General features: G+C 71.0%; 9 protein-coding genes. 5 read left to right on the top strand and 4 right to left on the bottom strand.

Translation table 11 applies throughout. The features are described 5' to 3' along the window. The first annotated feature begins 88 nt into the window (after window positions 1-88). A complete protein-coding gene (locus tag O7631_RS06605) occupies window positions 89-424 on the top strand; it encodes an STAS domain-containing protein (protein WP_088951070.1) in 336 nt (111 codons plus the stop codon). Window positions 425-436: 12 nt separating this feature from the next. Here the strand turns inward: O7631_RS06605 and O7631_RS06600 are convergent, their stop codons facing one another. Together O7631_RS06600 and O7631_RS06595 are read right to left on the bottom strand one after the other, a co-directional pair. Further along, window positions 437-991, bottom strand: coding sequence for a response regulator (locus O7631_RS06600; RefSeq protein ID WP_088986812.1), 555 nt, complete (start codon window positions 989-991; stop codon window positions 437-439). Continuing rightward, window positions 988-5,355, bottom strand: a complete 4,368-nt coding sequence (locus O7631_RS06595) for a HAMP domain-containing protein (protein WP_278143459.1) — start codon at window positions 5,353-5,355, stop codon at window positions 988-990. Before O7631_RS06595 ends, O7631_RS06600 begins: the two co-directional genes overlap by 4 nt. A gap of 319 nt (window positions 5,356-5,674) precedes the next feature. Between O7631_RS06595 and O7631_RS06590 the strand changes: the two genes are divergently transcribed. Together O7631_RS06590 and O7631_RS06585 are read left to right on the top strand one after the other, a co-directional pair. Further along, the gene (locus O7631_RS06590; RefSeq protein ID WP_278143458.1) at window positions 5,675-7,750 is read left to right on the top strand and encodes a SpoIIE family protein phosphatase; all 2,076 of its coding nucleotides are present in this window, start codon (window positions 5,675-5,677) and stop codon (window positions 7,748-7,750) included. Between the two features lie 148 nt (window positions 7,751-7,898). Next, window positions 7,899-8,330 (top strand): hypothetical protein, encoded by a 432-nt coding sequence (locus tag O7631_RS06585; RefSeq protein ID WP_278143457.1) that lies wholly within the window; start codon window positions 7,899-7,901, stop codon window positions 8,328-8,330. 3 nt (window positions 8,331-8,333) lie between these two features. Here the strand turns inward: O7631_RS06585 and O7631_RS06580 are convergent, their stop codons facing one another. Then, window positions 8,334-9,692 (bottom strand): FAD-binding oxidoreductase, encoded by a 1,359-nt coding sequence (locus tag O7631_RS06580; protein ID WP_278143456.1) that lies wholly within the window; start codon window positions 9,690-9,692, stop codon window positions 8,334-8,336. 96 nt (window positions 9,693-9,788) lie between these two features. Here O7631_RS06580 and O7631_RS06575 point away from each other — a divergent pair, with 96 nt between their 5' ends. Beyond that, a complete protein-coding gene (locus O7631_RS06575; RefSeq protein WP_278143455.1) occupies window positions 9,789-11,885 on the top strand; it encodes a S9 family peptidase in 2,097 nt (698 codons plus the stop codon). A gap of 76 nt (window positions 11,886-11,961) precedes the next feature. Next, complete coding sequence (locus O7631_RS06570; protein WP_278143454.1) at window positions 11,962-12,138, top strand: hypothetical protein; 177 nt, start codon at window positions 11,962-11,964, stop codon at window positions 12,136-12,138. Between the two features lie 25 nt (window positions 12,139-12,163). Here O7631_RS06570 and O7631_RS06565 read toward each other — a convergent pair whose 3' ends face one another. After that, a complete protein-coding gene (locus O7631_RS06565; protein ID WP_278143453.1) occupies window positions 12,164-14,287 on the bottom strand; it encodes a bifunctional polysaccharide deacetylase/glycosyltransferase family 2 protein in 2,124 nt (707 codons plus the stop codon). Window position 14,288 lies beyond the last annotated feature (1 nt).

Here is a 14,288-nt window from a genome sequence, read left to right as displayed (position 1 = left end):
GGTGTGGGCGGCGACGGCTCACGGCCGGCACGGCGACGGCTCACGGCCTCGACAGGCCGGACCGGCCGGATCGCGCTAGGCTGACCGGGTGGATCGTGCCGAACTGTCCATCACGCTACACCGGACGGGCGACGAAGCTGTGCTTCGCCTGGCCGGTGAGATCGACATGCTCACGGCTGCGCAGCTCTCGACAGTGGTCAACGAGGTGCTGGCCGACCCGCCGCCGAAGATCGTCCTCGACCTCGGCGGCGTCACCTTCTGCGACTCGCAGGGCCTGGGCACCCTCGTCGTGCTCAGCCGCAAGGCCAGCCACGCGCAGAGCCTGCTGATGCTGACCCACGTGGGCGATTTCCTCATCCGGGTCCTGGACATCACCGGCCTCCGCAGCGCCCTGATGATCCGCAACGACCAGCCCACCGGCTGACCACCCGCCACGTCAGGCGGTGTTGCCCCAGCGGGCCTGCTCCAGCATGCGTACCGCCCGCTCTCGGGCCTCCCCGTCGTCGGAGCGCAGCACTGTCGTCGCCTCGTCGACCGCGTCGGTGAGCCTCCGCCACTGCGTGTCGCGCTCCCGGACCAGGTCCGACTGGGCGGCCAACTGCCGGGTCTTCACCCACAGCTCGACGAAGACCGACACCTTGGCCCGCAGCACCCACGGGTCGAACGGCTTGGTCAGATAGTCCACGGCGCCCACCTGGTAACCCCGGAGGGCGAGCTGGGCGTCCCGGTCGGCAGCCGTCAGGAAGATGATCGGCACGTGCCGGGTCCGCTCGCGGCGCTTGATGTGACTCGCCGTCTCGAAACCGTCCATGTCCGGCATCTGCGCGTCCAGCAGGATCACCGCGAAGTCGTCCACCAGGAGCTGCTTGAGCGCCGCCTCGCCACTCTCCACCGCGACGGACTGGACCGGCAGGCCCTGGAGGATGGCCTCCAGGGCCGTCAGGTTCTGCCGCCGGTCGTCCACGAGCAGCGCCTTGGCCATCTGGGTCACGAAGTCTCCTCGGTGCGGTTGCCGTTGATCCAGGACGACATCAACTCGATCAGATCGTCCAGGTCGACCGGCTTGGTGATGTAGTCGCTGCCCCCGGCAGCGAGCGCCGACTCACGATCACCAGGCATGGCCTTGGCGGTCAGGAAGACCACCGGCAGGTCGGCGAAGCGGTGGTTGCGGCGAATCTGGCGCGTGGTCTCGTAACCGTCCTGGTCGGGCATCATGGCGTCCATCAGCACGATGTCCACCTCCGGATGCTCGGCCAGCAGGCGGACACCGTCCGCCCCGTTGTCCGAGTACAGCACGGTCATCCCGTGTAGCTCCAACGCGCTGGTCAAGGCGAAGACGTTCCGGACGTCGTCGTCCACGATCAGCACCGTGGCGCCGTCCAGTTGACGGGTGGCCGGCGCCTCCGGCCGCTCGGGCAGCAGCTCCAGCGGCGGCATGAGCAGCGACGACGGCAGGCCGGCCCGCTGCGGAGACGGCGGCTGGGGCGCGACCACCGCGTCCGGAGCCAGCACCTGCGGCACGAACAGCGTGAACGTCGAACCCTGGCCGGGCGCTGACGACACGGTGATGGTGCCGCCGATCAACCGGGCCAGGTCACGGCTGATCGACAGACCCAGGCCGGTGCCGCCGTAGCGGCGGCTGGTCGTGCCGTCCGCCTGCTGGAACGCCTCAAAGATGATCGACAACTTGTCGTCGGAGATGCCGATCCCGGTGTCGATCACGGTGAACGCGATCACCTGCTGGGCGTTGGTCAGCGCCGGCACGTCGAACACCGCGTTCTCCGCCGCCGGGGCGATCCGCAGCGTCACCGCACCGTTGTCGGTGAACTTCACCGCGTTGGAGAGCAGGTTGCGCAGGATCTGCTGCAACCGCTGCGCGTCGGTCACCAACGCCGGCGGCAGATCCTTGCTCACCCGTACCTGGAAGTCCAGGTTCTTCTCCTCGGCCTGCGGCGCGAACGCCTGCTCGACGAAGCCGCGCAGCTCGGTGAAGCGGATCTCGGTCGGCTCGACGTCCATCCGACCCGCCTCGATCTTGGACAGGTCGAGGATGTCGTCGATCAGACGCAGCAGGTCGGAGCCGGACCCGTGGATGGTCCGGGCGAACTCGATCTGCTTCGGGCTGAGGTTCTGCTCCGAGTTCTCCGCCAGCAGACGGGCCAGCAGCAGCAACGAGTTCAGTGGCGTACGCAGCTCGTGGCTCATGTTGGCCAGGAACTCGGACTTGTAGGCCGACGCCCGGGTCAACTGTTGCGCCTTCTCCTCCAGGCCCAGCCGGGCAAGCTCGATCTCCCGGTTCTTCGTCTCGATGTTGCCCTTCTGCTCGGAGAGCAGCGTGGCCTTCTCCTCCAACTCGGCGTTGGTGCGCTGCAACTCCGCCGACTGCTCCTGCATCTCGTGCGCCAGGCGCTGCGACTGGGCCAGCAACTCCTCCGTACGCCGGTTGGCCTGGATGGTGTTGACCGCGATGCCGATGGTGAGCACCAACCGCTCCAGGAACGCGAGGTGCAGCTCGGAGAACGCCGACACACTGGCGAACTCGATCACCCCGAGCAGCTCGCCCTCGAACAGGACGGGGAGCACCACCAGGTCGGACGGGGGTGTCTCGGCCAGACCGGACCGCAGGGTGAGTCGGCTGTTCGGGGAGGCGCTGACCCGGATCGTGCGGCGGGACAACGCGGTCTGCCCGACCAGCCCTTCACCCGGCCCGAAGGTGACGTCGGTGCCCCGTGCCACGTACCCGTAGGAGGAGGTCAGCCGCAGTCGCATGCTGCCGTCGGTGTCGTCGGCGAGGAAGAAGGCGCCGAGCTGGGCATCGACCAGCGGCGTCACCTCCGTCATGATCATGCGGCAGACCTCGCCGAGGTCGCGCTGGCCCTGCAACAGGCCACCGATGCGGGCCAGGTTGGAGTCCAGCCAGCCCTGCTCGGCGTTCTTCTTCGTCGTCTCCCGGAGGGTGACGATCATCTGGTTGATGTTGTCCTTCAGCTCGGCGACCTCGCCCTGCGCCTTGACCGCGATCCGCTGGGTCAGGTCGCCCCTGGTCACCGAGGTGGACACCTGGGCGATGGCCCGCAGCTGCGTGGTCAACGTCGAGGCGAGCTGGTTGACGTTCTCGGTGAGGTCCCGCCAGGTGCCGGACACGCCCTTCACCTGGGCCTGACCACCGAGCTTGCCCTCGATGCCGACCTCGCGGGCCACCCGGGTCACCTCGTCGGCGAACGACGACAACTGGTCGACCATCGTGTTGACAGTCGACTTCAGCTCCAGGATCTCGCCCTGGGCGTCCACCGTGATCTTCTGCGAGAGATCACCCTTCGCCACGGCCGTGGTCACCGAGGCGATGTTGCGGACCTGGCTGGTCAGGTTCGACGCCATCGAGTTCACGTTGTCGGTCAGGTCACGCCACGTGCCGGAGACGCCCTTCACCTGCGCCTGACCACCGAGCTTGCCCTCGGTGCCCACCTCACGGGCCACCCGGGTCACCTCGTCGGCGAACGACGACAACTGATCCACCATCGTGTTGACAGTCGACTTCAACTCCAGGATCTCGCCCCGCGCGTCCACGGTGATCTTCTGCGACAGGTCACCCTTCGCCACCGCCGTGGAGACCTGAGCGATGTTGCGGACCTGGGCGGTCAGGTTCGAGGCCATCGAGTTCACGTTGTCGGTCAGGTCCCGCCAGGTGCCGGCGACGCCGCGTACCTGGGCCTGGCCGCCGAGCTTGCCCTCGGTGCCCACCTCACGGGCCACCCGGGTCACCTCGTCGGCGAACGACGACAACTGATCCACCATCGTGTTGACAGTCGACTTCAACTCCAGGATCTCGCCCCGCGCGTCCACGGTGATCTTCTGCGACAGGTCACCCTTCGCCACCGCCGTGGTCACCGAGGCGATGTTGCGGACCTGGCTGGTCAGGTTCGACGCCATCGAGTTCACGTTGTCGGTCAGGTCCCGCCACGTGCCCGACACGCCCTTCACCTGCGCCTGACCGCCCAGGTTGCCCTCGGTGCCCACCTCACGGGCCACCCGGGTCACCTCGTCGGCGAACGACGACAACTGATCCACCATCGTGTTGACGGTGTTCTTCAACTCCAGGATCTCGCCCTGGGCGTCCACCGTGATCTTCTGCGACAGGTCACCCTTCGCCACGGCGGTGGAGACCTGGGAGATGTTGCGGACCTGGCTGGTCAGGTTGCCGGCGAGCTGGTTGACGTTCTCGGTGAGGTCCCGCCAGGTGCCGGAGACGCCGCGCACCTGGGCCTGGCCGCCCAGCTTGCCCTCGATGCCCACCTCACGGGCCACCCGGGTCACCTCGTCGGCGAACGACGACAACTGATCCACCATCGTGTTGACGGTGTCCTTCAGCTCCAGGATCTCGCCCTGCGCGGCCACCGTGATCTTCTGCGACAGGTCGCCGCGCGCCACCGCCGTCGAAACCTGCGCGATGTTGCGGACCTGGGCGGTCAGGTTCGACGCCATCGAGTTGACGCTGTCGGTCAGGTCCTTCCAGGTGCCGGCCACGTTCGGCACCTCGGCCTGACCACCGAGCTTGCCCTCGGTGCCCACCTCGCGGGCCACCCGGGTCACCTGCTCGGCGAAGAGCCGCAGCGTGTCGGTGAGGTAGTTCATCGTGGCGGCCAGCTCGGCCACCTCGCCGCGCGCGCCGACAGTGATCTTCTGCGACAGGTCGCCCTTGGCCACCGCCGTCGCCACCTGCGAGATCGACCGCACCTGGCCGGTCAGGTTCGACGCCATGGTGTTCACCGAATCGGTGAGGTCCTTCCAGGTGCCGGCGACACCCCGGACGTCCGCCTGACCGCCCAGCTTGCCCTCGGTGCCCACCTCACGGGCCACCCGGGTCACCTCGTTGGAGAACGAGGACAGCTGGTCCACCATCGTGTTCACGGTGCGCCCGATGCGCAGGTACTCACCGCGCAGCGGCCGGCCGTCGATCTCCAAGGCCATGTGCTGCGACAGGTCACCATCCGCGACCGCCACGATGACCCGGGCGATCTCGGTGGTCGGTCGACCCAGGTCGTCGATCAGCGAGTTGATCGCCCGCTGCCCCTCCGCCCAGGAGCCGTCCAGCCCTTCGTCGTCCAGCCGCTCGGTGAGCCGGCCGTCCCGACCGACGATCCGGCTGATCCGCCGCAGGTCCAGGTACTGCCGCTCCTGGAGCGAGACCACCTCGTTGAAGGCGTCCGCCACCTCACCGGCCGCGCCGGCGCGGCGGGGAAGCCGGACCTTCAGGTCGCCGCGACCGATCCGCCGCAGTGCCTCGGTCAACTCACCGAGGAGCGCCTCGTGGTCGGGCGCGGACGGATCCGCCACCGACTGCTTCGCCGTGGTCATCATTCCTCGCTCAACTCGGGGGCACCGGTCCGTGCGACACACCGGCACCCCATATTGTGCCCGCGCGAGCCGTAGTGCCAGGGTGCGCGACCCGCGAGGTGGCCGGGATCCCCACCGGGACCGTCTCGATGACGCTGGATCGGGCACGGCCCGCCGCAGACCTCGCAGGCGTGACCAGCAGGTCCGGAATGCCTGTTCCGTGCGGGAGCTCACGGCGAGGCGGAGTCCGGACACGGCTCGATCGCTCGCTCCGGCCGGCGGAAGGCTCGCGAGGGTGATCGGCTTGGCACCCGGCAGGGGGACGGTAGAGGATACGGGGGTGTCAGCCGAGACGGGGACGGCGACGACCGGGGCCCGGGACGGGGCGGTCCGGCGTGTACGGCTGCCCGCTGATCGCCGTACGCCGGCCGCCGCCCGCGCCGTGGTCCGTTCGGTGTTGACCGAGTCACACCTGGACGAGCTGGTCAACGAGGCACTACTGCTCACCACCGAGCTGACCACGAACGCCGTGGAGCACGCCCGTACCGAGCTGGACATCGAGGTCGTCGCCGACGAGATCGGGCTGACCGTCACCGTCTCCGACTTCGCGCCCGGCTCCGGCGACGAACTGACCGTCGGTGCCCGCAACGACTCCACCGAGATCAACGAGGTCTCCGAGCGGGGCCGTGGCCTCCTGCTGGTCGACCACTTCGCCAGCCGCTGGGGCACGACGTACCTGCCCACCGGGAAGGGCGTCTGGTTCCGGCTGGACCGCCCCGGCGCCGAGGCGTCGGCCGAGGCCCTCGCCGCCGGCGCGTCGGCACCGACCAGCGCCGGCCCCGGTACGGCGGCGGACAAGTCCGCGCCGAGCGCCAGCGCGATGAGCGAACTCATGCAGACCGCGCCCGACCTGTACGCGGACGACCCCCTGCCCGACTTCGCCACCAGCCTCCTCAGCCGGGTCGCCGAGATGGTGGGCGCGGCCGGCGGCACGATCCGCCTGGACCGGGGCGACGGGCAGGGCCGGCAGGTGTTGGCCCGGTTCGGTCGACCGCCCCGCCCCGGCAGTGAGCTGCTGCGGGTGCCGCTGACCGTGCACCGCCCGTACGCCGGTGAGCTGGAGTTGGACGCCGCGCCGTCGGCGTACGCCCGGCCGTTGGCGGTGCTGACCGCCGAGCGCCTGTCGCTGCACCTGGAGAACGACAGACTGCGCCGGGCCGACGTCCGCCGGCAGGTGTGGCTGACGTTCCTGGCCGAGGCGAGTGAGCTGCTCGCCCAGTCGCTGGACGTCGACCTGACCATGGCGCTGGTGCCGCAGTTGGTGGTGCCTCGGCTCGGCCAGTGGTGCGCGGTGCACACCACCGACGAGTGGGGCCGGCTGCGGTTGGCGGCGGCCAGCCACGCCGACGAGTCGACGCTCCCGCAACTGCACAAGGTGTTGGCGGAGACCGGGCCGGATTCGATCCAGGCCCGCCTGCGCGAGGCGTCGCGCAGCGCGGCGCAGATCCCCCTGGGCGGGCCGATGGAGGGCTTCGCGGTCCCGCTGATCGCCCGTGGGCAGCGGCTCGGCACCCTGGCGGTGGGGCGGCACCAGCGGCACCGGCACGACCCGGACGAGGTGGCCGTGCTGGAGGACGTGGCCCGGCGGGCCGCGTTGGCCATCGAGAACGCGCGGATCCACGCCGAGCGCCGCCGTGTGGCGCAGACGCTTCAGCAGTCCCTGCTGCCGCCGGTGCTTCCCGTCGTGGACGGGATCGGTTTCGCCGCCGAGTACGTGCCGACCGGCGACGACGCCGAGGTGGGGGGCGACTTCTACGACGTGGTGCCGCTACCCGACGGGCGTTGGCTGGTGGTGATCGGTGACGTCTCGGGCAAGGGTGTCCAGGCCGCCGCGGTGACCGGGCTGGTCCGGGATGTGATCCGGGTGCTGGTCGGTGACGGTAAACCGTTGCCGGAGGTGTTGGCGCGGCTCAACGAGACGCTCGTCGAGCGCGGCGGCGGGCGATACTGCACGTTGGCGCTGGCGGCGGTGGGGCCCGGCGAGGGCGACACACTCGAGGTGTCACTGCACCTGGCCGGGCATGACCGTCCGGTGCTGCTGTCGGCGGCGGGCGGTGCGGGGTTCTTCGGCACCGGCGGCACCGCGCTCGGCCTGCTCGACACGATCACCTCACCGACGGCGCAGATCGCGCTCGCGCCCGGCGACTCGCTGATCTTCTACACCGACGGCGTCACCGAGCGGCGACGGGGTCGGGAGCTGTTCGGCACCGACCGTCTGCGGGATGCCGCAGCGCCTCTGGCCGGTTATTCGGCCGACGTGGTTGCCGCCCGACTGCGCTCCGCCGCGATCAACTTCTCGGCCGAGCCGCCCCGGGACGACATCGCCGTCCTGGTGCTGCGCAACGACGCCGCCTGACCCGCCGCAGTCGGCCTGAGCCCTCCGCACGCCGCCTGGCCCGCCGCACGCGGCTCGGCCCGTCGCACGCCGCCCTGACTCCCCGCACGCGGCTCGGCTCGCCGCACGCGGCCCACGAAGTCCGGGGCCGCTCGGTAGATTGACGCTCATGTCCATCGCCGCGCAGGCCACGCCGTACTCCCGGCGGGCGGTTCGGGCCCTGGTCACCGCGCAGCTGGCGACCATCGGCGCGTTCCTCGCCGTGCTGCTGCTCTACCTGGGTCGGATGGCGACCGCCGGCGTCGGCCCGGCCGAGATGGTGACCGGCGCCTACGACCCGAAGGACATGGTCCCGTTCGGGATGGACGGGGTGAACCCGTTCCTCTGGCTCTACGCCGTGGTCGGGGTGCTCTACCTGGCCGGCGCGGTGCTCGGTCTGCCGTTGGCGATCGCCGCGGTGGCGGTGGTCGCCCGGGAGCGCGAGGCCCTGCCCCGGGTGACGCGGGCGCTGCTGCTGACCGGGGCGGTTGGCGGCCTGCTGGTGCTGGTGGCCCGCTTCACCCCACCGCTGCTCGACATGCACAGCTGGTGGCTGGACTGACTGTCACAGACCACCCGGGAGACGCCCGGGCGCGAGCCGGTGCTCCGGATCGAGGTGCTCCTTGGCCGCCCGTAGTTGGGTCAGGCCGGCCAGCTCGCCCCAGAGGTCGACGGCGCGCCGCACCGCCGGCGGGGCGGAGACCACCACGCAGCGGCCCTGCCGGGCCAGCAGCACGCCTCGGACGGCGGCCAGGATGGACGCCACCCGGTCGGGGGCCAACGCTCCGGGCAGTGCCGCGTGCACCACGCCCAGGCCGGCGGACCCGCGCACCGGCACCGGCGCGCCGGCCGCGTCGCGCAACGCGTAGACGGCGGCGTGCAGGTCGCCGATCGGCACCTCAAGTCGTAGTGCGGTGTCGCCCGGGGCGAACGGGTACCGACGCCACCACGTCGGCGCGGAGTGGGCGATCGTCGCCTCCCCGTGCAGCAGACCGACCAGACGCTCGGCGCGTTCGGTGACGTCGGCGGGCCCGCCCTCCAACAGCACCACCAGGCTGCCCGCCCGCGACGGCGCACCGGCCCGGCCGGACATCGACGGGTGGCGCTCCCGAGCGGTGGCGGCCGGATGACCCGGCGGGTACGGATGGCGGGGTCGAGGCATGCCTCCGGGCAGGTCCAGTTCGATGGCCGCGGGCTCAAGTCGGGCGGCGAGGATCGTCCGGACCAGGTCGTGCACCTCCAACGGCGTCCACACCGGACGGGACACCCACAGCCGGCTCGCCGGGACCGGCTGCACCCGCAGTGTCGCCGAGACCAGCACACCGAGCGCGCCCTGGGAGCCGCAGAGCAGCCGGGCCAGGTCGAGCCCGGGCGCGCCACCGCCGGCGCTCACCAGCTCACCGTCGGCGGCGAGGTAACGGACACCGAGCAGTTGGTCGCACGGGCTGCCGTGACGGTGACTGAGTGGGCCCGCCTCGCCCGCGGCGAGCACCCCGCCGACTGTCGCGCCGGGCGAGGGGGCGTCCATCGCCAGCCGCTGCCCGGTGCGCTCCAACGTGGCCTGCACGGCCCGCAGCGGGGTGCCGGCGCCCACCTCGGCGACCAGCGCGCCGACCGGCTCGTGACCGATGCCGGCCAGCCGGCCGGTGTCGAGCATGATGTCGACCTGCACCGGCGTGGCCCCCCAGTCGATCTTCGTGCCGGCACCCCTGGGCACGACCGCCAGGTCGTGCGCGGCAGCCAGCCGCAGCACCTCGGCCGCGGCGTGCGGACCGCCCGGCACCGCCACCCAACGCGCCGGCCGCCCGGCGACCTCGTCGGCGGGCCCACCCGACCGGGAGAACGCCGGACCACAGATGGCCGCCAATCGTCGGGTGATGTCGAGGGCTCCGGACCGGCCGAGGGAACTCGCTGCTGCCGCCATGGCGGCTATCGTACATGTGTTCGAAAGACGTGGTGAGGGCTATCAGGATGCCGCTGGTACGGCGCACGACGGGTGGCTGCCGGTAACGTGGCCGCCGTGACCACCGAGACTGCCCCGCCCGCGGCGAAGCGGGTGCCCAGCGAGCGCACCCACCACGGCGACACCGTCATCGACGAGTACGCCTGGCTCGCCGCCAAGGACGATCCGGAGACGATCGCTTACCTGACCGCCGAGAACGCGTACACCGACGCGCGCACGGCACACCTGGCCGAACTACGCGCCGCACTGTTCGAGGAGACCCGCCAACGCACCCGGGAAACCGACCTGTCCGTGCCGACCCGCAAGGGCGGGCACTGGTACTACACCCGGACGGTCGAGGGGCAGCAGTACGGGGTGCACTGCCGTCGCGCGGTCCGCGACGGTGAGATCGACCCGCCGGTCAGCGCCGACGGCGCCCCGCTCGACGGCGAGGAGGTGCTGCTCGACGGCAACCTGCTGGCCGAGGGGCACGACTTCTTCTCGCTGGGCGCGTTCGACGTCAGCCCGGACGGTCGTTGGCTGGCCTACTCCACCGACTTCTCCGGCGACGAGCGGTTCACCCTGCGGGTGAAGGACCTGACCACCGGCGAGTTGCTGCCCGACGAGGTGCCCGACACCTTCTACGGCACCGCCTGGTCGTCCGACGCCTCGGTGCTGTTCTACGTGACGGTGGACGACGCCTGGCGGCCGAACCGGGTGTGGCGGCACAGCGTCGGCTCGGCCGCCGACGACGACGTGGTGGTCCACCAGGAGGACGACGAGCGGTTCTGGGTCGGCGTGGAGCTGACCCGCTCGGAGAAGTTCATCCTGATCGACATCCACAGCAAGGTGACCAGCGAGGTGCTGGTGATCCCCGCCGGCAACCCGACCGGCGCGCCGGCCGCGATCGCCCCCCGACGTCAGGGCGTCGAGTACGCGGTGGAGCACCACGGGCACCGTTTCCTGATCCTGCACAACGACGGCGCGGAGGACTTCGCTCTGGCGTTCACCTCGGCGGATGCCCCCGGCGACTGGGTGCCGGTGATCGAGCACACCCCCGGCACCCGGCTGGAAGCCGTGGACGCCTTCGCCAACCACCTGGTGGTGTCGCTGCGCACCGACGGACTCACCGGGCTGCGGGTGCTGCCCGTCGGCAGCGACGACTCGTACGACATCGACTTCCCGGAGCCGCTCTACAGCGTCGGGCTGGACGCCAACCCGGAGTACCGCACCGGGCAGGTCCGCCTGCGCTACTCCTCCCTCGTCACCCCCGACTCGGTGTACGACTACGACCTGGTCACCCAGCAGATGGTGCTGCGCAAGCAGAAGCCGGTGCTGCCCGGGCCGGACGGCCGGCCGTACGACCCCGCCGAGTACGAGCAGCACCGCGACTGGGCGCTCGCCGACGACGGCACCCGCGTGCCGATCTCCCTGGTCTGCCGCGTCGGTACGCCCCGGGACGGCTCGGCCCCGTGCGAGCTGTACGGCTACGGCTCGTACGAGGCCAGCATGGACCCGTGGTTCTCGGTGGCCCGACTGTCCCTGCTGGACCGGGGCGTGGTCTTCGCCGTGGCACACACCCGGGGCGGCGGCGAGCTGGGCAGGCGCTGGTACGACCAGGGCAAGCTGCTGGCCAAGAAGAACACCTTCACCGACTTCGTCGCCTGCGCCCGACACCTGGTCAAGGCCGGCTGGACGGCCAGCGACCGGTTGATCGCCCGGGGCGCCTCGGCCGGCGGCCTGCTGATGGGCGCGGTCGCCAACATCGCGCCGGACGCGTTCACCGGGGTGGTGGCGCAGGTGCCGTTCGTGGACGCCCTCACGTCGATCCTCGACCCGTCGCTGCCGCTGACCGTCACCGAGTGGGAGGAGTGGGGCAACCCGCTGGAGGACCCCGAGGTGTACGCGTACATGAAGTCCTACACGCCGTACGAGAACGTCACCGCCGTCGACTATCCGGCGATCCTCGCGGTCACCAGCCTCAACGACACGCGGGTGCTCTACTCGGAGCCGGCGAAGTGGATCGCCCGACTGCGGGCGGTCTCCCCGGGCGGTGACTACCTGCTCAAGACCGAGATGGGTGCCGGGCACGGCGGTCCGAGCGGTCGCTACGACGCCTGGCGCGAGGAGGCGTTCATCAACGCCTGGATCCTGGACCGGATCGGCCGCGCCTGACGTGTCTGATCGACTCCGGGTCGGGTTGCCGTGACATCCCGACCCGGAGTCGATCTGCTCCGCCTAGACTTCCGACGTGAGCGACGAGGCAGGCGAGGGGGCCGGCGACGCGGGCACCCGGGGCGCGGCCCGGAGCATGTCCGGTTGGATGATCCTCGCCGTCGTCGCCGCCGCACTGCTCGTCTGTTGTTGCTCGGCCGCCGTCGGGCTGCTGATCTCCTGGTCCGCCGGCCTCTTCCACGTCCCGACCTGAGCAGCGCGCTCAGCGTGGCAGGGTGTCATACGCGACCGGCACCCACCAGGGCGGCCGCCTCGCCGGTGCGCACCATCCGCTGCCAGCGCAGCCGGTTGCCGATCAACGCGGTGACCACCGACTGCACCACCACCAGATACATCAGCTGCCGGTAGACCAGTTGCTGCAACGGCAGCGCCCACAGTGGGCCGTACCGTTCCCGGTCCAGGTGCAGCGCGTAGCCGGCGGTGGCGGCCTGAAGCAGCAGCAGTCCGGCCCAGGCCAGCGCGAGGGTCGACCAGGGCAGGAAGAGCAGGCCGTAGACGGCGAACACGTCGACCGCCGGCGCGGTCAACGGCAGCACGATCTGGAACACCGTGAGGTACGGCAGGCCGCGCCTGCCGAGCTTGCCGCCGGCACCCGACTCGCGCAACGCGTGCCGGTGCTTCCACATCGCCTGCATGGTGCCGTAGCACCAGCGGTAGCGCTGCCGCCAGAGCTGGCGCAGCGACGACGGGGCCTCGGTCCAGGCGATGGCTGATTCCTCGTAGACCACCCGCCAGCCGGCCCGGAGCACCTTCATGGTCAGGTCGGTGTCCTCGGCCAACGTGTCCGACGGCACCCCGCCGACCCGCAGCAGCACTTCGCGACGGAACGCACCGATCGCGCCGGGGATGGTCGGCATGCACTCCAGCACGTCGTACATCCGCCGGTCGAGGTTGAAGCCGATCACGTACTCCAGGTGCTGCCAGCGGCCGAGCAGCCGACGGCGGTTGGCGACCTTCGTGTTGCCGCTGATCGCGCCGACGGACGGATCGGCGAAGCCCTGGACCAGCCGGTGGACGGTGTCCGGTTGGAACACGGTGTCCCCGTCCACCAGCACCAGCCGGTTCGCCCGGGCGGCTCGGATGCCGGTGTTCAGCGCCGCCGGCTTGCCAGCGTTCGGCTGCCGGATCACGCGTACCCCGCGCAGCCGCATTCGCTCGACGATGTCGGCGGTGCCGTCGTCGGACCCGTCGTCCACCACGATCACCTCCAACGCCGGGTACGCGCTGGCCATCAGGGAGCGGACCGTGGAGGCGATGTTCGCCGCCTCGTTGTACGCGGGAACGATCACCGACACGGGCACCCGCACCTCGGGCCGGCCTGGTCGGGCACGCCGGACCCGGCGTACGTGCCGCTGGGCGCAGAACACCTGCACCGCCAGGCGCGCCACCCCGAGCACGAGCGCGGTGGCGAGCAGCAGGTTCATCACACCGGCGGACCATCGGGCACCGGTCTGGGCCCACCGCAGCGCGGTGCCACTCAACCGGGCACCGGCACCCGCGGGGACCATCGACGACGAGGTGTCGATGCCGGCGGACACGGTGGTGAACCGGTAGCCACGATCGGCCAGCGCGGGCAGCAGCCGGTCCAACGCGGCAAGGGTCTGCGCTCGGTCACCGCCTCCGTCGTGCATGAGCACGACCGCCCCACGCCCTCGCTGCGGGGTTGCCGCTCGGACGATCTGCTCCGGGCCTGGACGCTGCCAGTCTTTCGTGTCCAGGTCGGCGAGTACCGCCACATGCCCGACCTCGGCGGCACCGCGCAGAGCCGTGTACTCGGGCTCGGTCAGAGCGCCCGGCACGGACGAGAACGGTGGTCGGAACAGCGTCACCTCGCGGCCCGTGGCCGCCGCGACGGCCTTGCGGGTCAGCGACAGCTCGAGGTCGCGCCGCCACGGCGACACGCTGGCGAGGTCGGCGTGGGTGAATGTGTGCGACCCGATCTCGTGGCCCTCGGCAAGAATCCGCCGGACGATTTCCGGGTGCTCGTTGACCCGGGAACCCACCACGAAGAAAGTGGCGTGCGCGCCGTGTCGGCGCAGCACGTCGAGGATCTGTGGGGTCCAGCGTGGGTCCGGCCCGTCGTCGAAGGTCAGCGCGATGGTCCGGTCCGGAAGCGTCCGACTTTCCGGTTCGGGCCGGTCCAGCCGCAGCACCGGCCCGCCCGAGCCGACGGCGGCCGGAACGTCAGGCGTCGGTTGGCCATCGGCGACGGGCGCACCGGAGCCACCGGCGAGACCGGTCACCAGGCCGTTCACGGTGAGCGCCGCGAGCAGCAGGAGCAGCCCGAGCAGGAGTAACAGCCAGTGCGCGCGAGGATCACGCCGGGCCACGTGTCTCGCCATC

It is taken from the genome of Micromonospora sp. WMMD967 (assembly GCF_029626165.1).
Classification (GTDB): domain Bacteria; phylum Actinomycetota; class Actinomycetes; order Mycobacteriales; family Micromonosporaceae; genus Micromonospora; species Micromonospora taraxaci.
Note: the sequence above shows the minus strand (reverse complement) of the source record. Positions and strands in the feature narration are given on the sequence as shown.